The sequence below is a fragment of the Thauera sp. 2A1 genome (assembly GCF_009469595.2).
Classification (GTDB): domain Bacteria; phylum Pseudomonadota; class Gammaproteobacteria; order Burkholderiales; family Rhodocyclaceae; genus Thauera.
Genome location: NZ_SSXV01000002.1, coordinates 240,315 through 262,727 on the forward strand (window position 1 = coordinate 240,315; position 22,413 = coordinate 262,727).

A 22,413-nucleotide genomic window follows, 5' to 3' on the forward strand; every position below is an offset into this window, starting at 1 on the left:
GAACGAATGGGCACTGATGGAAACATCGAACGTCGATTAGAACCGTGCAGAAAGACCGACGTAGCCGCGCAGATCACGATTGCCTTCTGCAGCGACCGTGCGGGTCAGGGGCTTTGCAATTTCGACAAACCCTGAAAAATTCCGCGTCAGGTCGAAACGCAGACCGATCCCGGCCGAGGCAGCCGACGAGGAGTCGTCGAGGCCAGCAGGGGTGCGCTGACTTACGTAGCCGGCGTCGTAAAAGCCGTAGCCTGTATAGCCCACGCCGTTATCGAGCGCGTTCGTATAGCGCACTTCGAGCTTCATTGCGGCGCCGTGGTCGCCAACCAGCTCCGCAGGATCGTAGCCCCGCCCGAACTGCTCGCCACCAAAGCTGAAGAGTTCGGGAGCAAGCAGGTCCGATGCCGCGTATTGCGCATTCAGGGCGGCGAGGAGCGACCATCCCGGCGCGAGGGACTGCAGCCGAGCCGCATAGAGGCTGAACTTGGTGAAGTCTGGCCTGCCTTCCGCACGCGACAGATCGGGCTCATGCGGCTCGGATGCCCCGAGCGCACGCAAGCCCTGCGCGATCTCGAAATCGAGGATGTTTATTCCTTGGTAAGGGTCAGCGAGGTCGTACGTCATGCCGACCCGCAGGGCGCGGATTCGGTCGCGCGAACTGGTGAAGCGTAGCAATTCCGTCGAGCCGTCATAGGACGACAAGCCGGCGTGCACATACAAGTTCTGATTGCGGCTGCGGACAACGGGATAAGAATAGGTAATGGACCCCGAATCCGACCTGGTCTGGAGGTTCAGCGGGATGAATGAGGCCCCCTCAGCCGGACGCGACCGAACAGCATTTGCCTGAATACCGAGCTTGCCCCCTTCCACGCCGATCTGCTGCTCGTGCCAGATCGAGGCGTAGTCGAGCTCGCCATTCAGCGTGGAGACGAGCTTGATGCCGGTCGTTTCATGTAGATCGAGGACGGAGTTCAGCCGCAGGTCGGCGCTCCACCGCACCGGGCCGAGTGCATCGCTGCCGCGGTTATCGACGCTGACGCCCCCGCTGACACGGCGTTGTGAGAACTCGACGATCAGGTCGGACGCTCCGGGCTCGGTCTTCGAAGCTACCAGCGATGCCCGTGCAAATGCGCCGGGCAGATCGTTCATCAGCAGAAGGTAGCGTTCAAGCGTGGCAGAAGTGAGGGGACGTTCGCGCTCGATCGCTCGGGCATAGCGGGTAACGAGGGCTCGCCGCGATTCCTCATCGCCCTCCAGCACTACGCGAGCGACATACCCTTCGACCGCCTGCAGCTTCAACCGTCCGTCTTCGACGATCTGCGCGGGTACCAGAACCTGCGACAGGATGTAGCCGTCGTTGCGGTAACGAGCGGTCAGCGCGGCGGCGATGGCATAGATGTCGGCAAGCGACACCTCGCGATCCAGGGAAGGATCGAAATAGGATCGCATGTCGTCCTGACGATAGACGGACATTCCCTCAATTTCAAAGTGAGAAAGGGTGAAACGCACCTGATCTGCATTGGGCGGAACGACTTGCGGTGATATTGGTACCCGGAACTGTCCCGGCTGGGCGCGGGGTTCGGCGGGGGCCTGAAACTGCCGTTGGATCAGCCCGGGTTGGCCGGGCGCCGACGTCTGCGCGGCTGCGATCGTGGGAGTGATGGCGAATGAGATTAAGGAGAGTGCGTGCAGCGTGGTTTCAAGCTTGCTGATTCTCATGAGTCGTCCTTATTCATTGACGGCCGAAGAGAGATGAAGCACACCCTCCGGCCAGCACGCAGCGCCAACGCCATACGAAATACACATTCATTTCGAGTCAACATGCTGCCGGATGCCGATCGAGATCATCCATCGTCAAGCTTGGATCTACTTGCTAACGATCCGGCAATGTCTGATTCACTTCGGGGCGTCCGGGTAACGTTTTCCTCTGTTTGGGGTGTGCACGGAACTGGTCTTTCGCGAGGAAAAGGCGCGGCCGCTCTCCGCCCGCACGAAGCTGCGGATGGATATACGTTTGCGCCGCTCTCTTGTCGCCAATTACCGCCACGTCGAGGATGCAATCGTCGAGCAATTGTTTCTTGACTCCCGTACTCAAACAATGTTTCTTGGCCTGCAGGTAGATCTTCGGCTTAAGATGGCTTGCATCGAAACGTTGCTTGGGGTTCGAGGCTCGTACGGCGGGAAGCTGAGGCTTTGCTTGACTGAACAGGGATTCATCGTTCGTTACCCGCCAGCTATCACCATAGTCCTGGTAAAACGTTTCAAAATCAAAAGGAGCAGTGAATATTTTTCCCTTGCGCGCCTCGACGGCACCCGCATTATCGGATGCGCTGGCGAGTAGCCCTTTCACGTAAGTCGGCCAGCGGCCAAGGCCGACGTAGACGTCCAAGTAGTGCGTCGCCGCACGTTGAACATACACCTGGATCGAATTGCCACGCATGTCACGTGCCAGGTACATGTCCATGTGGCGGATCAGGTCGCCGTCATCGGGTAGTACGCGTCTTTCCCCGTCCTTCAGGGAAACGAGGGTGCCGTCGACGAAGACCTTCGGATTGTTGTCCGCCACCGAGAATACAAGCACGGAATTTCCGATCTTCGCTGCGATGGCCTGGTTGAGCGTCGCGTTAGGCCACGTCGGCGCGCCTGATATCTGGCGAGTTTGGACTTCGAAGCCCATGTCCGTCCTGGCCAGGATGAACTCGCCCTCCGCCTGGAAATCGTAGGCCAGGCTCGCAGCGGAAGTGGTGACTTGCTGAGCCGGCGGGAACGTGCGGATATGGATGTCACCCAAGCCTGCGGCAACGACGCAGGACGCGGGTGGCGCATTGGTACTTGCCTGGTTCGAGACCATGGTCGGCGAGGGTTGAATGCCAATTGCGGGTGTGGCGGCCAGATACAGATTGTTCTGCTCTCCAGTGAGGCCCTGCAGCATACAGGTTGGCGCATTTGTCGTTCCGTTGTGAACCGTGAGCTTTACTGCAATCGAAGTATTGCCACTGAACTTTGCCGTGTGGCGGCAGCAGTCTCCAACAATCGCATATTCTGCGTCAGTCCAGTTCGCGGCCAACGACAAGTAGTCATCCGGTACGGAGAGTGCGTAACGAGTCGTCCCCGATGCCAGGTCTACGCGGTAGCCTTTACTGCCGTTCGCATTGCTCTCAACCGTCGCGGAGAGTCTCGTTTGCGCAAGAGATCCAGCCGGTATCAACGGCACAGGAGATATCGAAGAAGTTCGATAACAGTCACCCGCTAGATTGCTGTTGTCCGGGCTCCAACCCGACGGGCAATTATTCCCAGGAGTGCTACCTCTGTAGTTGAGGAGCCAGTGCTGTATGAAGATGCCGCCGTAACTGATGCTCGAGTAGGCGAATTGCTGCCAGCCCTTGCAGTTAGCTGGATTAGGGGAGGCAGCACAAGCGGGAGAATCAAATCGGTTACTGTTGAGTTGCAAGCTGTACGCATCAGGTTGGTCTTGGAATTGGGATTGAAACGTACGACCCATGATCCCGTTGGTCACCAATTGATCGAAAGAGCCTTCGGCGGATATGAGTTGACCCGACACCTGCGCCGAATAATTATTCCCATTTCCAACATTGTAGGGTATGTCCTTGGCCATCGGTGAAAATGGAATGTTCTCCCGATCAACACATGGGATTTCCTCCCACTTGAGGTCCGGATACTTCGCCTTGAAACAGCCATCCCGATGCAGCGGCAAATTCCCCATTTTCGTGTGCCACTCGCGCGCCTTCCGCTCCTTCTCGAGCCGAGCCATACGCGCGTTGTTGGGTAACGGCTTCTCCCTGGCCTCGGTGAGCGCCGGTTTCAACTTGCGATCGGGTTCGGCGATCGACGGCTGGCTGGTCAGCGCGATCAAAGCGGTGGCGGTGCAGCCAGCGATCGTGCCAAGTAGATGTCTGCTTCCAGATGGCGTGCTCATGGTCACGATGTTTCCCTTTGAAGAAATGTAAATCGCGGAATGGCAATCAACGAGGCCGAAGGGTGTGCCAGGCACGACGCGAGCGCATGTCGGCGAAGTTGTCTGCTCCAAACGGACGCGTGCCCCTTATTTGTAGCATTCAATCCGAATTATTGAAGTACTGATGTCATGGGATCATGGCATGCAAGACGTGGCGCGATGCGATCGCCCTCTACGACGATCATCACCTGGAAGCAGGAACTGGCGGGGTGGGTAGTGGCTCTGTTCGAACGGTCCCCATGTGAATGCAACTTCACTCAGTCGGCAGCAAGTCCTGCAGGTATGCCTGGTCATACGCAAGACGACCGCCGGATTCGGCAGGACCAGGTCGCAGTCCTTGCCTTCGTAGCGCAGCCGCATCAACAGGTCCTTGAGCAGGTCGATGCGAGCAACCTCCTTGCTGTAGGGGCGTACCATCGTCCAAGGGGCGGACAGGGTGCGCGTGCGCGCGAACATCTCGTTGCGTGCCTGGCTGTAGTCGGCCCAGTGCTTGAGTGCTTCCGCGTCGATGGGGCTCAATTCCCACTGCTTGAGCGGATCCTTGCGTCGCTCCTGCCGGCGCTTCTTCTGCTCAGCCTGGCTGATGTCGAGGCAGTACTTGAAAAGCTTGATGCACGTTCGCACAAGCACGTGGTCGAAATCGGGACTGGTTTCCATGAAATCGTCGTATTCGGCACTGCTGCAGAACCCCATCACCCCGTCTACGCTAGCGCGGCTGTACCAGCTTCGGTCGAACAGGACGAATTCCAGCGACGCCGGCAGATGGGGGCGTAACGCTGGAAATGCCAGTTGCCGCGGTCGCGCTTGGACTGGCGGCCTAGCGCCACCACGCGTGTCCCGTGCGCGCGGATTCTCTCCGCTCACCGGGTCGTTGAATCCTGCAATGGGCGCCCCCTTGCCGTCGGCAATCACTCAGCTTCATTACGTCGGCTCGGAGGATCGCAACGTTACGCCGGCGATGGTGCGAGGCTATGCGGAGCGCGATCCGGGTGCTCGCGTGGTCGAGGTTCCGGGCTTCGATCACCGTTGCTGCTGGGAGGTCGAGTGGCCGCGTTTTCTGTGCCGGTCGCCATTGCAGGATTCGACCGCGTGCCATAATTGAAGCGCGTAGCGAGCGCGATTCCTTCCGGGGGCTCCAGCGATGATCATGATCCGGGTCGTATCCTTCAATGGTCAGGCGCCTGCGCAGCCGCTCGCGTACGAGTTCGACGAACTCGGCGGCACGATCGGCCGCGCCGACACCAACCAGCTCGTGTTGCCCGACCCCGAACGGCATGTTTCGCGGCAGCAGGCGCGCATCGTGTGGCGCAATGGCCGCTTCGAGATTCTCAACATCGGTGCAAATCCGCTGGATGCGGGGATGCAGGTCGTGCCCAACGGAGGGGCTGCCCCGATCGGCCCTGGCGATCGCCTCACGATAGGTGGCTACGTGCTCGAGGTGGCCGGGGAGCTGCGAGAGGCGGCGGGAGCCGACCGCCCGGGGCCAGCGCCGGTCGATGATCCGCTGGGGCTTTTTGGCGCAAGCAATCCGGCGCAGCCGCCGCTTGCGCCGCGCCCGATCGACGATCCTTTCGCGGCTTTCGCTGCGCCGCCTGCTAGCCCCAAGGGGGCAAGCGGCGGCGCGTCACGCACGCCCTCCGCAGCGACGCCGCCTGCGCGTTCGGCGGCGCTCATCCCGGACGATTTCGACCCCTTCGCCGATCCTTTCGCCCCGCGCCCCGCGGAAACGCCGCAGCCTGCATCGACGGCGCTCGACGATCTGGGGTTCGGGCCGACCGGCGAGTCGGTATCGGGTCCGGGTATCGACACGATGTTCGGACTCGGATCTTCGGCGCCTGCGAGCGGGAATGACCCGCTGGCGGGAAGTGCGCTCGCTGCGCCGCCGGCGGGCGAGGAGCGGGGTGGGCAGGTCGTCGAACCGCTGGCGGCACTGGCCGGCGTGCGACCGCAGGCGGCGGAGCCGGCACCCGTGCCCGATCGCGTGCCCGAAGTTCAGGGCGCCTACCGGCCGCCGGCAGCCGTGCTGCCTGACGATGCCTTCCTGTCCTGGGAGCAGGCCGGTGAAGGTTTGAGCAAAGGGGGCGAGCAGCGCTCCGAGGCGCAGCGTGGTGGTGCGGACGCATCCGCCGTGGTCAGGCCGCGGATCGACGTCGAAGTGTCGCTCGGGGAGCCACCCCGACAGCCTGCGGAGCGGGAGGCATCAGCCGGTGCGCCGCCGGCGGCCGAATCCCGAGTGCCTGCCCCCGCGCCCGTCGAAACGCTGGCGGCGGGCCCTGTCAGCACCGACGAGGAAGCCTTGCTCCGCGCCTTCCTGAAGGGCCTCGGCATGCCCGATCTGGCCCTGCCGCAGGGCTTGACGCCGGCAACGATGGAGGCGGTCGGCCGGCTGCTGCGCGAGGCCACCGAGGGCACGCTCGCCCTGCTGCTGGCGCGCGCGGTGACCAAGCGCGAGGTTCGGGCCGAGGTGACGATGATCGTCAGCCGCGACAACAATCCGCTGAAGTTCTCGCCCAATGTGGAGGCGGCGCTGGCGCATCTGCTCGCACCGCGCGGCAAGGGCTTCCTGCCGCCGGTGGATGCGATGCGCGACGCCTACGACGATCTGCGTTCGCACGAGCTGGGCTTCATGGCGGGCATGCGGGCGGCGCTCGCCGGCGTGCTGCACCGCTTCGACCCGGCGGTGCTGGAGCAGCGCTTGAGCGGCAAGTCGATGCTCGACAGCCTGCTTCCGATGAACCGTCGCGCGCGCCTGTGGGATCTTTACACCGAGCTCTACCGCGAGATCGCGAGCGAGGCCGAAGACGACTTCCATGCCCTCTTCGGGCGCGAGTTCCTGCGCGCCTACGAGGAGCAGGTCGAGCGCCTCAAGGAGCGCGACCCATGAGGACGATGACAGGCGCGAGGCAGTCATGAAGATGGACATCGCCGTGCTGTCCAGGGCGGGCGGGCGGCCGGGCAACGAGGACGCGTGCGGCTATTGGACGTCGGAGGCGGGCTGTTGCTGGGTGCTTTCGGATGGCGCGGGCGGGCACGGTGGCGGTGACGTGGCGTCGAAGATCGTCGTCGGGACGATCGTGAGCGAGTTCGCGGCCCTGCCCGAGGCTTCACCCGCGACGGTATCCGGCCTCATCCGCCGGGCGCATGCCGTACTGCAGAACGAACAGCAATCCGAGCCGCGCCTGCGGGACATGAGGGCGACCGTCGCCGTGCTGACGATCGATCGGGAGCGGCGCATCTCATGCCGGGGCCACGTCGGTGATTCGCGCATCTACGGCTTCCGCAGCGGCCACGTGCGCTTCCAGTCGCGCGATCAAAGCGTGATGCAGAGCATGATCGATGCCGGCCTCGGCGATGCGGCAATGTTGCGCCGGCATCCGCAGCGCGGCGTGCTGCTGGCGGCGCTGGGTTCGCCGGAAAATGTCGAACCGGACGTGCCGCCGGCAGGCGAACCGGTGCGCGATGGCGATGTCTTCATGCTGTGCAGCGACGGGCTGTGGGAATACGTCGAGGAATCGGTGATGGAGCGCCTGCTCGCCGGCAGTGCGAGCGCGCAGGCGTGGCTGGCGGCGCTGGAGGCCGAGGTGCTGGCCCACGCGCACAGTGGTCACGACAATTACAGTGCGATCGCGGTGTGGGTGGGCGACCCGGCCGAGGATACGCAGATCAAGGTCGTTGGATGAGCCGCGAGGAGAAGGACAATGAAGATGTCGATCGTGTCGTGCCATGTTGCGGCAGCGCTGATGTGCGCGACGTTGGCAACCGGGCTCCATGCCCAGGAAATCCTGAGGGGCAAGAACCTCAATGAGAAGAACCTCATCGAGGCCTTGACGCCCGAACCCGAGGAGATCCGGACCCGCAGCATCCGCGTCGAGCGCGACAAGGCCCTGGCGAAGCCGGGTGAGAAGTCGCCGGCGGTGACTGCCGCCAAGCGGCCCGGCGCCTCGCTGCTGATCACCTTCGTGACCAACTCGGCAGAGCTGACGCCGGATGCGCAGTCCAAGCTCGACATCGTCGCGCGTGCGCTGCAGGCCGAAAAACTCGCGGACTTCAGCTTCTCGGTCGAAGGCCACGCCGATCCGCGCGGCAGCCACGAACGCAACCTGCAACTGTCGCAGGCGCGTGCGGAGAGCGTGGTGGAATACCTGACGACGCGCCATCACATCCAGCGTGACCGCCTCAAGCCCGTCGGCAAGGGCGACACCGAGCTGGCCAATCCCACGCGCCCGGCCGCGCCGGAGAATCGTCGGGTGACCATCCTCACCGTGCGTGAGTGAGTTCCTGCGATCGCTGACTTCCCGGTCGATGCGGCATGGCGGGCGGTCCGCCGGCTGCGTCCGCCTGCAGCGCGAGCTTGAGCGTTTGCCGCCGGGCAGCAGCCTCAGTCGGTTTCTTCGATGGTGAATGCGGCCGCGCCGTAGGCGTCCGAGCACGCGGTCGAGCCCTTTGGGCAAACGGGCTTGCCGAGGAAGGGCGATTGCGTCCCCTGGTGTGCCGCGACGATCGATGCGGCGGAGTCGAGCGGAAACTCGGCGAAGGGGTCCACCGCGACCAGGCCGGTGTCGGAGAAATCCCTCGGATTCTCGCTGACCACCGCAACGAACTGATTCGCCCCCGGTGGCCCGCCCGCCACCATGACCCAGCCACTGCGCGGCAGCGCGATCGACTGGCCGGCGGCGATGCGATTGCGCGTATCCACCGCATTGGGAAAGAGCTTGTAGAAGTGCTGCTTGTCCGTGCCCACCATCAGCACGTAAAGGTAGCCGGGCTTCGACGAACTCACGCGGAAACTCAGGCGGTCGCGGCCGATGCGCACCTGCGCTTTCTCCAGGGCCACGGTGACGCTGTGATCGCGATCGCGTTGCTGGAAGATGCGGTCGATTTCGTCGAGCGCGTTGAACGGACCGGCGGGCACCGTGACCGGCGGCACCACTGCAGCCGCGGTCTCCGGCGCTATGGGTGTCGTCCGTGCCGCGTCACTGGCCGGCGGAGCTGCGGGCGTCTCCGGCGCTCGCGCCGCAGTCTGTGTTGCAGGCCGCTGGCTCAGCCAGTATCCGCCGGCGCCAAGGGCCAGTGCGACGACGACTCCCGCCAGCAGCAGTGGGCTCCGCGAGGGCTTGGCGGCATCGCCGATGCGCGGGGCCGCGTGTGCCGTAGAACCGCCCGCCGGTGATGCCGGAGCGGTCATCGCCGAGGCGTGGTCCAGGCCGAGCAAGGCGCGGAATTCCGCCACCGTCTGCGGCCGGTCCTTGGGCTGGACCGCCAGCCCGCGATCGATGGCGCGCAGGAAGGCGTCCGAATAGCGTCCGGCGAGCTGCTGCGCGAGCGGTTGCATCGTGTCGTTGACTGCGCGGCCGACGGCAGGCGGCGGGGTCTTGCCGACGATGGCGAGGTGTACCACGGCGGCCAGCGCGTAGATGTCCGTCCACGCGCCCTGCTTGAGCTCGGGCATCTCCGCGTACTGCTCGATCGGCGCATAGCCCGGCTTCAGGATTACCGTCAGCGCCTGCGTCATGTCGCTGATCACATGGCGTGCGGCGCCGAAATCCAGTAGCAGCGGGCGTTCGCCCGACAGCAGCATGATGTTGTCCGGGGCGATGTCGCGGTGGAAGACCTGCGCGGCGTGCATGACTTCCAGCGCATCGAGCAGCGGCGCCAGCAGGCGCCGGAGCCAGGCTTCGTCGGGCTGCCCCTTCATCTGCTGCAGGGTGCGCTTGAGGGTGAGTCCCTCGTAGTAGGGCATCACCATGTAGGCGGTGCCGTTGGCTTCCCAGAAGCGATACACCTTGACCAGCGCGGGGTGGTCGAACTGCGCGAGCAGGCGCGCCTCATTGACGAAACTGCGCCGGCCGGCCTCGAAGGTCTCGACGTGGCGCTGCGACTTCACCGTGACCTGCAGCCCCTGGCCGCGCGCGGCCAGCGACGAGGGCATGTACTCCTTCAGCGCGACGCGCCGGCCGAGGGAGTGATCCTCGGCGAGATAGACGATGCCGAATCCGCCGATGCCGACCAGGCCGATGATCTCGAACTCTCCCAGCCGGGTGCCGGCGGGAAGGGTGTTGTCGGCGTGGTCGTTGCGGTCTGCGGCGCCTGCGGCAGAGGCGGGTGGTTCGACTGCCGGGGCCGGATTCGTCGCCGGCGTGGGCGGAACCGTGCCGGCATAAACGGTCCTGTCGTCGTTGTCGCCGCGTGCGTCGTTATCGGGAAGGGCCATGGGCAGAAGCGGGCGGATGCCGTCTCGTCATGCAGGGGCGGGGGAATGCCCCTGCAGCATAGCAGCAAAGCGGGCGGCGTCCGGCAGCCCGCGGCAGGCCAGGACGGGAACGCCGCTGCCAGGCTCGCCGGCCGTCCACCACAGCGAACTGCCCTGAGCCGTCCTTTGCAGCAAGCCGGCCCCGGCGGCCATCAGCGTGGCGGACAGTTCATCGTCGGAAGGCAGCGTCAGCGTCGTCGAACGGCCGTCGAGCAGTGCCGCAAGGATCGCCTGCGCAAAACCCACCCGCGGCGCGGCGACGACGGGCGTACGCAGTGCGGCAAGGGCACGGTCGAAATGCTGCATGTCGCAGGCGGTGTCCAGGGTGGAGAGCGCGAGGCGCTCGAGGCGCTCGAGCCAGTCGGTGTAGAGATCGAATTCGTGCTCGGTGGTAGCGAAGGATGCAAGCTCGCAGGCGATAGTGAGCGGGAAATAGCGTCCCACCCGGTCGACGCTGGGCATCAACACGCCGGCCCAGGTGGCGCTGCCGCAGATGCCGGGGAACAGCACGAAGCGCCACACCGGACAACCGAGATAGGCATCCAGCCAGCCGGCCCCCAGCCGGTCGCGTGATGCCATCATCGCCCCCTGCAGCCAGGCATCCCACGGCGAGATGAAGGACGAGGGCAGCCTGCGCGAGGCGAAATCGCCCAGGCTTGCGGTCTTGCCGTACCAGCCGGCGATGCCCGTGGTGCTCATGGGCACTGGAACTGTTCCAGTTCGCGCAGGCGGAAGGGGTTCTGCACGCTGTTGGCCGTCACCTCGAACTGCGCCCGGCGGCCATCGACGGTGAAGGTGACGGTGAAGCGCTCGGGCTGCGAGGTGGGCGCGATGGCGACCTTGTCGAACAGGCGGAACAGCGCCCACGGGCCCTCGGTGGTGACGCCCGAGACGCCCGTCGGCCCGGCCGGCTGGATCTGAACGCGAACCTGCGTGCTGCCGCGCGGCCCGGGCCACACGACGCTTTGCGGCACCTGCGGACCATGGCTGTAGCGGACGAGCTGCCCGTCGACGTCGAGGATGAACTGGTCGATCGTGGCGTCCATCTCGATGGGCTTGAACTCGAGTTTCAGCCCCGGTGTGCGCCCCCCGGTGGGGAAGAACACCTCGCGGATCTTCTGCGCGCGCTGGAACTGGACCAGCGCGGCCGGCCCGCCGATGGCGACGTCGTTGATGCGGCGGAAGGACCACGGCGTGGTCGAGGTATCGACGAGCGGCGCGAGGTTCTGCTGGAAGAACTGGTCCATCTTTCCACCTGGCGCGAACAGGGTGGCGAAGTCGTCCTGCGTGGCGTCGCGGGTGGACGAGCGCACCAGCGGATAGCGGCCGGCGATCGCCTGGCGGCAGAAGTCGCCCACCTGCGTCTGGATGGCCTCGTTGGTGTTGGCGACGATGGCGCCGCCGGCGAGCCGGGCGCTGACGTCGGCCAGGGTCTGCACCACGGAACGCAGCGGTTCCGGCATGCCCGGCGCCTGCGCCTTCACCTTGTTCGGCACGTCGGAGGGCGGCAGCGCCGTCTTCGCCTTGAGCGCGGTGTCGGTGGCATTGAGCAGGGTATGCAGGTCGCCCATCAGCGCGACCGCGGCGTCGACCGGTGCAGGCTGGCCCGGCGCGCTGCTGGTCACATAGCGTCGCAGGGCCTCGAAACGCCGATCGACGATGTTCTCGACCACGTCGGCGGGCGCGGCGGGCGCCTGGGTGTCGGGGCCGAAGATCGTGCTCAGGCGGCGGGATTCCTGTGCCAGCCGGTCGGCCGCCTTGTCGGCCACGCTCTTCTCGCTCTCCGGCTTGATCAGCGTCGTCTCGCGCGACGCGGCGCGCAGGAAGGGCACCAGCGGGTTGTCGGGTGCCGACAGCAGGCGGGCGACGTCGATCGTCTGCTGTAGGTCACCGGGGCGCACCAGCTTCACGTCGTTCAGGAACTCTTCCCAGGTGCGTGCATAGTCGTTGAGGTAGAGGCGCCGCACGTCCTCCGTCAGGCGGGCGCGCGCGGCCGGATCGGCGAGTCGCCCGATCACGCCGGGGTCCTTCTGGCCCAGCACCCAGGGCTCCTCGTCGGCGAGCTGGTTGGCGACGCGCTCGGCTTCGCGCTTGAAGGCCTTGTGGTAGCCGTCGTAGGTGAACAGGCCGGCGACGCCCTTGGTCAGCGGTTGCCCCGACAGCCGGGTGAAGACGAGCGGGGCGGACGGGCCGCCCGCGCGCGCGATGGTGAACTCGGGAATGTCGCGGCCCACGCCTTCGCGCTTGAGCCGGCTGTATACACGGTTGGCGAGAGGGTAGCGGGCAAGCATGTTGCGCACCGAGGCGATCAGGTTCTGGTCTGCCGGCACCGGGCTGGCGGGTGCGCCGCGCGCGAACAGCGCATCCAGGTGGGCATCGAGCGCGACGCGCTGTTCCTGCGTCGTGTCGCGCGGCAGCGAGCGCTCCCAGTCGAAGCGGATCCACGCCTTCAGCGCATCGGCATCGAAGCGGGTGCCGTCGTTGAGCATCAGGTAGGCCTTCAGGGCCTCGTAGGCGAATTCGAGATTGTTGGCATTGGCGCTGCGCAACTGCTCCTCGATGCGCAGCGCGAGCCTGGGCAGGAAGGCCTGGTCGAGCAGCCGCCCGTAGGATTGCTCGGCGGCGGCGCCGAGCTTGTCGCCCTGGAACATGCCGAAGCCCATCGACAGCGGCACGCCATTGGCGATGGCGGGCGTGATCGTGACCTGACGTACCGCGTCGAGCACCGGCATGAGGGCGACGACGTCCGCCGAGCGTCCCGCGCGCGGCAGGCCTTCGATCTGCTGGGCGATGGCGGGCAGGCGGGCCTCGACTTCGGTGACGTAGGCGGTGTTGCGCGAATAGCTCGTCATCCACGCGGCGACCGCGCCGACCAGCAGCGCCACCGCCAGCGCATACCCGGACCATTGCAGCAGGTTGCGCCGGCGTTCCCAGCGCAGGTTGGTGCCGGCCAGCCCCTGCTCGCGGAAGACGACGTCGCGCACCAGCCGGGTGATGAAGAAGCTGCGCCCGCTGCCCGCCGGCGGCGCGGGCAGCCTGCGTTCGACGCCGAAGCTGCGGGCGAGGGCGCCGATGACGCGGTCGATCGGGCTGCCTTCCTGCGTGCCGCTGGTGAAGTAGACGCCGCGGATCAGCGGCGCCTCCTCGTATCGCGATGCGGCGAACACGCGCTCGAGGAAGCCAGTCAGCATCGGGCGGAGGATGCCCAGTTGCTGCGGAAAGGCGAAGATCTGCGCGCTCCGGGACGGGTCGCGTTCGGCCTGGAGGCGGGCGGGCAGCCGATCCAGCAGGCGTTGCTCGAGCTGGTCGAATTCCGCCCCGAAGGCGGCCAGCGGCATCACCTTCGAATCCGGGTCGTACGCAAACGTCGTGCCCCAGATCTGCGCGCGTTCCTCCTTGCCAAGGTCGGCGAAGAACTCGGTGAAGCCCGCCAGCAGGTCGGCCTTGGTCACCAGCACGTAGATCGGGAAGCGGATCTGGAAGCGTTCGTGCAGTTCCTGCAGCCGTGCGCGCACCGCGTCGGCCTGGGCGTCGCGCTCGGCGGGCGACTGTTGCAGCAGGTCGGCCACGCTGACGGTGAGCAGCACGCCGTTGATCGGCCGCCGCGGACGCGACTGCTTCAGCAATTGCAGGAAACCCTGCCAGGCGGCGCTGTCGACCTCGCGATCGGATTCCTGCGTGGTGTAGCGGCCGGCGGTGTCGAGCAGCACGGCTTCGTCGGTGAACCACCAGTCGCAGTTGCGTGTGCCGCCGACGCCGCGGATCGATGCGGTGCCGAACTTGTCGGCAAGCGGAAACTGCAGGCCCGAGTTGATCAGCGCCGTGGTCTTGCCCGAGCCCGGGGCGCCGATGAAGATGTACCACGGCAACTGGTATAGGTACTGGCGCCCGCTCAGCGCGACGAGGTCGCCGATACCCGGCTTCTTTCCGGCGGCCGACAGGCGCACCTTCTTCAGTACCTCGATCGCTTCCTCGAAACGCTTGTTCAGCGTCGCGACCTCTTCCTCGCCGGGCGTCGGCGCTGCAGGCGCGGCCTTGGGCGCCTTCGCCAGCAGACCATCCATCAACTGCGCGTTGAGCCGCTTGGCTTTCACCAGCGCCCACAGCTTCTTCAGCAGCCACAGGGACACGAGAGCCGCGATCGCGATCCAGCGTACCGTTTCGGATTCGAACGGCCGGAAGCGGTCGATGGCGATCAGCGGGCCGACGAACCAGATGATCGCCGCCGCGGCGCACAGGCCGATGCTGGCCAGCAGCAGCGGATGGGTGAGGAGCCCGAATATCTTCTTCATGCTTGTGGTCCGGTCGGTTCGGCGGTCGGTTTGGCGGTCGACCTAGCGACTGGCGCCGGCGACGTAGAGCGTGATCTCGACGCGCCGGTTTTTGGCACGGTCGGCAGGCGTTGCATTGCCGGCGAGCGGTTCGGCGTCGGCCCGGCCTTCGGCTCGCATCCGCGCCGGCTGCACGGCCTGCGCCAGCAGGGCCTGCACCGACTGCGCCCGTTCCTGCGACAGATGCCAGTTGGACGGGAAGCGCGCGCTGCGGATCGGCTGGCTGTCGGTGTGGCCGGTGATCAGGATGTTGCCCTCGACCGCATTGAGCGCTTCGGCGATGCGCTTCATCAGTGGCAGCACCGCGTCGTCGACCGTTGCGCTCGCCGGGCGGAAGAAGCCGTCGCCGCGGATCGTGATGACGCTGCGATCGGCCAGGTCGTCGACCGCGACCAGGCCCGCGCGGATTTCCGGCTGCAGGAAGGCGCTCAGCCGCGGCTTCTGCGCCGGCTGGGCGGGCGGCGGCGGCGGGGCCTCGATGCGCAGGGCCTGGATGCGGGCGAAGACGGGGTCGGAATGGCTGTTGAGGCGCAGCGACAGGAAGAGATAGAGCGCCAGCGCAAGCACGCCCGCCACGGTGAACACCACCCACATCGGCAGCGTGGCCATCAGGCTGCGGCGCGCCTCAACGCCCGCCGCATGCGGCGAGAGCTGGGGCTCGAACTCGCCGCGCTGTTCCCGCAGCATGGCGTAGAGCCGCTCGCGCACCTGGGCGAGCTGCTCACGCCCGCCGTCGATGACCCGGTATCGGCCCTCGAAGCCGAGCGCGAGGACGACTTGCAGCAGTTCCAGCAGGTGGCGGTTGGCGGCCGGGTTCTCGGCCAGCTTCGCCATCAACTGGAACACCTTTTCGCCGCCCCAGGTCTCGTTGTGGAACATCACCAGCAGGCTGTTGCGCCCCCACACGCCGGAACCGCCCCACGGCGTGCCGGCCGCGGTTTCGTCGAGGAAGGTGCACAGGATGTAGCGCGCGGCGATGATGTTGCGCGATTCGACGCCGAGCTGCGCCGCCTTGCGTTCGAAGGCGCGCACGCCCTCGGCCAGCGTGTCGCGCAGCGCGACCGGGTCGGCCTGCTGCAGCGAGGCCCGCAGCGGCGGCACCGCGTTGAGGAGAGGGCTCGCCGCGGTAACGATGGGGTTGAGACCGTATTCGGGAGTCAGGCTGTCGAGGGTGGCCGCTCCGCCGCCGCCGGGGTCGGGCGCGCCATGGGCCGCAACACCGGCTCTGGCGCCGCGCTGCCCGGGGGAGGGCATGACGAAGGTACGGTCGGATTCGAACGAGGCAAAAGGATCTTCCTGGCTCATCGTCGTCTCTCAAGCCCGAATGGCCCAGCACTCGATCTCGAGCCCGGGAAACTCGCCGGCGATGTGCATCGCCAGACCGCCCGACTGCTGCAGTTGCTTCCACATCTCGCCGCTGCGTTCGAGCTCGAAGTAGTTGAAGCCGGCGTGATAGGGAATCTGCCGCGGCGCCACCGGCAGCGCACGCAGCCCGATGCCCGGCAGCGCCAGGTTCACCAGGTCGCGGATGCGTTCCACAGGGCCGATCTTCACCTGGGTGGGAAAGCGCAGGCGAAGGGTCTCGCCCGGCAGTTGCGCATTCACCGCCAGCACGAAGGAGGCCGTGCGCAGCAGTTCGAGGTCGGGCACGATAGCGACGCGAACGCCGTACTTGCGGTCCTGCAGCTCGATCGGGATCGCGCCCTGCTCGAGGACCATGGACAGCGAACGGCGCAGGTCGGCGATCAGCGGGCCGAAGCAGGCCTGTGGGTCGTCGTGGTCATACAGCGGATAGTCCGGCGGACGGCGGCTCTCGCGCGAGAAGGTGCACAGGTCGCCGGCGAGCATCAGGCAGTGGCCATAGAGCGTGGCAGGGTGCAGCAGCGGCAGGTCGTCGAATTGTCTGAACACCGGTTCGTGGCGATTGACGGTCTGCAACAGCAGGAAGTCGGCAATCTCGGCCACGCCTCCGCGCCCCGGTTGCGACAGGCGGGCGCCGAGCGCCTCGCCGCGCTGGTGCAGCAGGCCGAGCAGTTCGCGCACGTAGCCGGCGAGGATCGGATTGCCGCCGCAGGCGAGCGTGGGCGGAATGTAGGCCTTGTCGAGCACGAGCTGGTTGTCCGCGCGGCGTTCCACCACGCGGACCACGCCGAGCGTGGCATAGGCATCGGTCGCGTCGCGCCGCGGCATGAGCTTCAGGCGCAGGTCGCCCACCTGCACCGGCGCTGTCGGTGCGCTGGCGAGCGTGCTGTCGGCGACGTCCAGCTCGCTGACCTGATAGCGGGTCAGCCCGATCGCGTCTTCTCCGGCGACGTCGGCCTCGAGCGTTCCCGGGCGTCGCAGGGGCAAGGCCAGCACGATGAGTTCGTCGCGGATGTCGGGCGCCACATCCAGGGGCAAGGGCGCCACATCGTCGCCCGGAAAGTCGAAGGGCGTGCCGTCCGGCAGGATGCCGCGTGCGCGCGACAGCGCGAGCTTGCCCAGCGCGAGCGCGGCCTCGTCGACGACGAGTGCGACGTAGCCCCACGCGTGCCCCGCGATGGGCTGGGTGCGGCCTTGGATGAGTCGCTCGATGTGACGGTCATGCTGCTGCAGATGCTGCGGCTGCAGGAACATTCCTTCTGACCACACGACCTTGCTGTTCCAGGACATGGACGATCTCTGATGGGTGGGCGGAATCGGGGTCGGTTGCCTGACGCGGCGGGTCACTCGGTCGACAAGGTGACGGAGCGTGACTCCACCTTGATCGTGATGGGCTGCTTCTGGTGCGCCACCACCGCGACCGATCCGCGCCATCGGGCACGTTCCAGGTCACGGAAGGCGGCGATCACCGCGACGTGGCGGGTGTCGGGTTGCAGGGTGCGCTCGAAGCGCTTGCGCTCACCCGGGCGCAACTGGAGTTCCTCCCGCGCCAACTGGTCGGCGCCGAGCGTCTGCGCCTCGCGGTCCCACAGGGAGAAGAAGTCCGCACGATTGAAGGCGGCGTCGGATTTCAGCTCGAACAGGCGGACGACCACGGGCGATGCGCGTCCGCGGCTGTCGGGATTGAGATCCGCGGCGGCTTCGACCGCAGCGTCGATCACCGTGGGTTTGGGCGGCGCTGAGCCGCAGGCGCTGAGCAAGCTCAGCGCGCATGCCGCGAGCACGAGGCAGGGAACACGGAACGCGGTGTCGGCAGGTCGGAACACGTCGCTCTCCGAAGTGGGATCGTCCGGGCCATTTTCGTCGCGCGCACGCAGGCCGTCCACTGGTGTTCCGGCGCACGCCAGCGACGTCGATGCCATTCACTCTAGTACATGGCGCCGCTGCGGTGCGCGAACTATGCTGAACACGTGAAACGTGCAACTACACGCGTGAATGAAAGATGGACAGCTCGTCTGGTGAGGACAGGTTCATGACAGCTCGGCGGTGCGTTCGGCTGAACATCGGGGGCCTGCTGGGGGCCATGCTGCTTGGCGCTTGCACCGGCACTGCGATTCCACCACCGTCGGCAACGGTGGCCACCGCGCCTTCGGCATCCACGGCTTCGGCTCCGCCGGCTGGCGCGACGGCGCCTGCGGAAGGCGTACCCATTGAGCAGAAACCGCTCCGCGAGGTGGCCACCGCGGCGGGCAGTGCCGACGAACGGGTGGGATTCTCCACGCGATTCGCCAGTTTCGAGCCGGCGCGCTGGGAAGATCTGCCGGATTGGGAGCGCGACGCCGTGGCCGAGGGGTGGGCGGCCTTTCGCCGGAGCTGCGGTGCCCTGGCCAGCAGGGCGGAGTGGCGCGGCGTGTGCGCGCGGGCGCTGGCGCTGGGCGCAGTCGATGATGCGGGCGTGCGTCGCTTCATGCAGCGCGAGTTTTCGCTTTATGCGGTGCTCAAGGCGGACCGCAGTCCGATGGGGGTGATCACCGGCTATTACGAACCCCTGCTCCACGGCAGTCGCACGAAGGGCGGGGCGTTCGTCTACCCGGTGTATGCGACCCCGGAAGACCTGCTGACGCTGGACATCCGCAGCGTGCCGCGCGAACTGCGGGGGCAGTCCATCGGCGCGCGCATCGCAGGGCGCACGGTCGTGCCGGTCACCAGCGGCGACGCGCCCTATGTGCTCGACGTGGGCGATCTTCAGTCCGATGTGCGCGACAAGAAGCTGCGCGTGCGGCGCGAGGGAAACCGCATCGTTCCGTATCCGTCCCGGGCGGAGATCGAGCGCGAGGGGCTTCCCCGGGGGCAGATCATCGCCTGGGTGGATAACCCGGCGGCGCTGTATTCGATGCAGATCCAGGGCTCGGGCAAGATCCGCCTGACCGACGGACGCATCATCCGGCTTGCGTATGCCGAGCAGAACGGCCACCCCTTCAGGCCACCCGTCGCCAGGAGCCGCGTTGCCACGCGGGGGGGCAGGTCGATTGGCGCCGATGGTGCCGGCGTTGACGACGCCGATGACATTTCCTGGCGTGCGGCGCTGATGTTGCCGGACGACGAGTCGGCCCCTCTCACGCGCGGGGGACACGCCCTGAAGCGAATTCGGACCGATCCTGGTGCCGCGCCGTCGGGCGGGGCCGGGGCGCTGGAGCCCGAAGTGGCAAAGTTGATCGAGGATCTCGCGAGCGGCCGGGGGATAGGCGGCGGGGGCGCGCGAAAGCCGTCCGCGGCGGAGCGCCCTGCAGTCGTGGCCCCACCGTCGGCCGAAAAGCCTGCGCCGGCGCCGAAGGTGGGAAAGCCAATGGCGCAACCCGGCGGCGTGGTTGGCGCGGCGCGACCCACGCAAGGCAAGACGAGTGAGGCGTCACCTGGCGACGGCGCACCGATCGACTTTCCCCAACCCAGCGCCGCAATGCGCGAGGCGATCCTCTCGGATCCCAGCTATGTGTTCTTCCGCGAGATCCCGGATGGCCCGGAAGGGCCGATCGGCGCCTTGGGCGTGCCACTGACGGCCGGTCGCTCGGTGGCGGTCGATCCCCGCACCACGCCGCTGGGCTTTCCGGTGTTCCTGTCGACGAGTCTGCCCGGGCGCGAAGGGCGGCTCAACCGCCTGGTCGTGGCGCAGGATACCGGTGGCGCCATCCGTGGCGCGGTGCGTGCCGACTACTTCTGGGGCGGCGGGAGCCGAGCCTATCTGCTGGCCGCGCGCATGAAGGAAAGCGGCCGCATGTGGGTGCTCTTCCCGCGTGATCTGCCGATTGCGGCGCGCGAGCGGGCGGTACGCACGCGTGGCGGCGGCCCCGCCGTCGCCGATATGGACTGTGTGGTCGAGGACCCCTTGCTTTGCGTGGAAGATCACTGATGCGCCGCGCTGCATCCGCGCGGCTGAGCCTGTCATCCAGCACGCGCGGAAGATGAGCGGCGCCTACCGTTCCCCGTCTTCGGCGCGATGCTCCGCGTCCCCCGTGCGATCGTGGTCCGCCGACTGCGCGCGCGAGAACTCCTTGCGCATCTTTGCCAGCTTGCGCAGCCCCTCGACGACGCGTGCGTTCATCGAACCCGCAGGAAGCTCGGCCTTCATTTCGCCAATCTCCTCCGGCTTTCCCGCCGCGAGCCCGGTGAGCAGTTCCAGTGCTTCATCGACGTCGGCGACGGCCCACACATGGAAGCGGCCTGCCTCCACTGCCTCCACCACCTCCGGGCGCAGCATCAGGTCGCAGACGTTGGCGCGCGGGATCAGCACGCCCTGTTCGCCGCTCAGGCCGCGCGCCGCGCATACGTCGAAGTAGCCTTCGATCTTCTCGTTGATGCCGCCCACCGGCTGCACCACGCCGAACTGGTTCACCGAGCCGGTCACCGCCAGCGACTGCCGCAGCGGCACGCCCGCCAGTGCCGACAGCAGCGCGGCGAGTTCCGCCAGCGAGGCGCTGTCGCCCTCGACGCCGCCGTAGGACTGCTCGAACACCAGGCTCGCCTTCAGCGACAGCGGCAGGGTGAGGCCGAAGCGCGCGGCGACGAAGGACGACAGGATGAGCACGCCCTTGGAGTGGATGGGCCCGCCGAGCCTGACCTCGCGCTCGATGTCCACCACCTCGCCATCGCCGACGCGCACGGTGGCGGTGATGCGCACCGGATGGGCGAAGGTGCTCTCGCCCAGCAGCACCACGGCGAGGCCATTGACCTGTCCGACATGCTCGCCCGCGGTGTCGACCAGCAACTGGCCGCGCAGGATGTGATCGAGGAAGCGCTCGCGGATGCGGTCGTTGCGCCGGCGATGAGCCTCGAGCGCGGACTCGATGTGCTCGCGCTCGATGCGAGGCGCCTGGCGCGTTGCGGCGAAATGGTCGGCCTCGCGCAGCAGGTCGCCAAGCGGCTGCGTCTGCGTGGTGAGGCGCTGCGCGTCGCTCGCCAGGCGGGCGGCGTGCTCGATGGTGCGCGCTACCGCCGCGGCAGACAGCGGCCGCAGCCCGCCGCGCTGCGCCATCGTCGCGATCAGGCGTGCGTAGGCGGCGGTGTTCTCCGCGTTGCGTTCGATCTCGCTCTCCATGTCGGCGTTGATCTTGAAGAGCTGCGGAAAATCCGGGTCGTACTGGCACAGCAGGTAATAGACGAGGCGCTCGCCGATCAGCACCACCTTGAGGTCCAGCGGCATCGCCTCGGGCTCGAGTTGCACCGTGCTGGTGAGACCGATGATGTCGGACAGCGACTCGATGCGGATCCTGCCGGCGCGCAGGCAGCGCTTGAGCCCGTCCCAGGCGTAGGGCTGCGACAGCACCTTGATGGCGTCGAGCACCAGGAAGCCGCCATTGGCCCGCTGCAGCGCGCCGGCGCGGATGAGCGTGAAGTTGCTCATCAGCGTGCCCATGTGCACCACATGCTCGATGCGGCCGACGAGGTTCTGCAGCGTGGGGTGGTCTTCATACACCACCGGGCGGGTGCCGTCGGCGGGATTCTCGACCAGCAGATTGACCAGGTAGCGCTGCACCGAAATGCTGCCGGAGTAGGTCGTGGTTTCGGTGTCGCCTTCGCTTTGCGAGGATTCGCGCAGCGATTCGCCGCTCTCGACGATGTCCTGCAGCACTGCGTCGAGCCAGGCGATCACCTCGGGCAAGTCGCCGTAGGCCGGCTTGAGGTCCTCGACCAGGTGCGTCACGGTGATGCGCAGCGCCTCGCTGCCGGCCTCCTTGATGCGGCTCTGCAGCTCGCGGCGCCAGCGCGGAAACTCGTTCATGAGCTTGTGCATGCGCTCGTGCATGGTCTTGATGTGCGCTGCCAGCTCGCGCTGCCGCTCTTCGGGCAACTGCTCGAACTCCTCCTGCGACAGGGTGCTGTCCTCGTTCTTCATCGGCACGAAGGCGAAGCCGTGCGGGGTGCGCAGCAGCGCGACGCCAAGCTCGGCGGATTCGTGCCCAAGGGCGTGCAGCGCGGCCTCCTCGCGCTGCTTCTGCTCCTCCTGCATCGCCTCGATGCGGCTGCGGTATTCGTCGCTCTGGAACACCGCGGTGATGGCAGGCAGCAGTTCCTCGACGAAGCTCTGCATGTCGTCGCGCAGGTGCGCGCCGCGGCCGCAGGGCAGGCGCATCAGGTCGGGGCGGGCGGCGTCGGCGAAGTTGTAGACGTAGCACCAGTCCGCCGGCGGCTCGCCGCTGCGCCGTTCCCTCTCGAGCAACTGGTTGATGATGGCGTGGCGTCCGCTGCCGGTTTCGCCGAGCACGAAGAGGTTGTAGCCGCTGTGCGGGATGTCGAGCCCCATCCGCATCGCCTCGACGGCACGGGTGTGGATCAGCGCCGCATCGATTTCAGGCAGTTCGGTGGAGTCGTTGAACGGCAACGAGGCGGGGTCGCACGCGGTGTACAGGGACTGCGGCGCAAGCGGGGTGGGACGGCCCATCGGACGCACCTCGTGTGGTTTTTATGCCAAGCATAATCGTGCCCCTTGTTGGGGCAAA

At 66.8% G+C, this 22,413-nt stretch carries 14 protein-coding genes; 4 read left to right on the top strand and 10 right to left on the bottom strand.

Annotated elements, in window-relative coordinates:
• Window positions 1-36: 36 nt before the first annotated feature.
• The 3 genes from GH664_RS03145 to GH664_RS03155 all read right to left on the bottom strand — a co-directional run bounded on the left by GH664_RS03145 (window position 37) and on the right by GH664_RS03155 (window position 4,888).
• The gene (locus GH664_RS03145; RefSeq protein WP_153166688.1) at window positions 37-1,719 is read right to left on the bottom strand and encodes a ShlB/FhaC/HecB family hemolysin secretion/activation protein; all 1,683 of its coding nucleotides are present in this window, start codon (window positions 1,717-1,719) and stop codon (window positions 37-39) included.
• A 154-nt stretch (window positions 1,720-1,873) separates the two neighbouring features.
• On the bottom strand, window positions 1,874-3,937 hold the full coding sequence (locus tag GH664_RS03150) for a hypothetical protein (protein WP_153166689.1): 2,064 nt from the start codon (window positions 3,935-3,937) through the stop codon (window positions 1,874-1,876).
• Between the two features lie 174 nt (window positions 3,938-4,111).
• On the bottom strand, window positions 4,112-4,888 hold the full coding sequence (locus GH664_RS03155) for a hypothetical protein (protein WP_308445421.1): 777 nt from the start codon (window positions 4,886-4,888) through the stop codon (window positions 4,112-4,114).
• 235 nt (window positions 4,889-5,123) lie between these two features.
• Between GH664_RS03155 and tagH the strand changes: the two genes are divergently transcribed.
• Genes tagH through GH664_RS03170 form a run of 3 tightly spaced genes read left to right on the top strand, consistent with a single transcriptional unit; the run spans window position 5,124 to window position 8,250 of the window.
• Window positions 5,124-6,860, top strand: coding sequence for a type VI secretion system-associated FHA domain protein TagH (tagH, locus tag GH664_RS03160; RefSeq protein ID WP_194270311.1), 1,737 nt, complete (start codon window positions 5,124-5,126; stop codon window positions 6,858-6,860).
• 25 nt (window positions 6,861-6,885) lie between these two features.
• On the top strand, window positions 6,886-7,656 hold the full coding sequence (locus tag GH664_RS03165; protein WP_194270312.1) for a PP2C family serine/threonine-protein phosphatase: 771 nt from the start codon (window positions 6,886-6,888) through the stop codon (window positions 7,654-7,656).
• A gap of 18 nt (window positions 7,657-7,674) precedes the next feature.
• Complete coding sequence (locus tag GH664_RS03170; RefSeq protein ID WP_153166692.1) at window positions 7,675-8,250, top strand: OmpA family protein; 576 nt, start codon at window positions 7,675-7,677, stop codon at window positions 8,248-8,250.
• A gap of 104 nt (window positions 8,251-8,354) precedes the next feature.
• Here the strand turns inward: GH664_RS03170 and GH664_RS03175 are convergent, their stop codons facing one another.
• From GH664_RS03175 to tssJ, 6 genes are read right to left on the bottom strand one after another with little or no spacing between them, the layout of a single operon-like run.
• Complete coding sequence (locus tag GH664_RS03175; RefSeq protein ID WP_153166693.1) at window positions 8,355-10,187, bottom strand: serine/threonine-protein kinase; 1,833 nt, start codon at window positions 10,185-10,187, stop codon at window positions 8,355-8,357.
• 27 nt (window positions 10,188-10,214) lie between these two features.
• Window positions 10,215-10,925, bottom strand: a complete 711-nt coding sequence (gene tagF, locus GH664_RS03180; RefSeq protein ID WP_153166694.1) for a type VI secretion system-associated protein TagF — start codon at window positions 10,923-10,925, stop codon at window positions 10,215-10,217.
• Entirely contained in the window at window positions 10,922-14,518 is a 3,597-nt protein-coding gene (gene tssM / locus GH664_RS03185) for a type VI secretion system membrane subunit TssM (protein WP_153166695.1), read from the bottom strand. The genes tagF and tssM overlap by 4 nt, the downstream gene beginning before the upstream one ends.
• 42 nt (window positions 14,519-14,560) lie before the next feature.
• Entirely contained in the window at window positions 14,561-15,862 is a 1,302-nt protein-coding gene (locus GH664_RS03190) for a DotU family type VI secretion system protein (RefSeq protein WP_153166696.1), read from the bottom strand.
• A gap of 9 nt (window positions 15,863-15,871) precedes the next feature.
• Window positions 15,872-17,209 (bottom strand): type VI secretion system baseplate subunit TssK, encoded by a 1,338-nt coding sequence (tssK, locus tag GH664_RS03195; protein ID WP_153166697.1) that lies wholly within the window; start codon window positions 17,207-17,209, stop codon window positions 15,872-15,874.
• Between the two features lie 53 nt (window positions 17,210-17,262).
• Window positions 17,263-17,841, bottom strand: coding sequence for a type VI secretion system lipoprotein TssJ (gene tssJ / locus GH664_RS03200; protein ID WP_153166698.1), 579 nt, complete (start codon window positions 17,839-17,841; stop codon window positions 17,263-17,265).
• Between the two features lie 110 nt (window positions 17,842-17,951).
• Here tssJ and GH664_RS23880 point away from each other — a divergent pair, with 110 nt between their 5' ends.
• Window positions 17,952-19,826 carry an MltA domain-containing protein gene (locus GH664_RS23880; protein ID WP_194270313.1) on the top strand — a complete coding sequence of 625 codons (1,875 nt, stop codon included), beginning with the start codon at window positions 17,952-17,954 and terminating at the stop codon, window positions 19,824-19,826.
• Window positions 19,827-19,889: 63 nt separating this feature from the next.
• On the opposite strand, the gene GH664_RS03215 is transcribed toward GH664_RS23880, so the two are convergent.
• Window positions 19,890-22,355 (bottom strand): Lon protease family protein, encoded by a 2,466-nt coding sequence (locus tag GH664_RS03215; RefSeq protein ID WP_153166700.1) that lies wholly within the window; start codon window positions 22,353-22,355, stop codon window positions 19,890-19,892.
• Window positions 22,356-22,413: the final 58 nt, after the last annotated feature.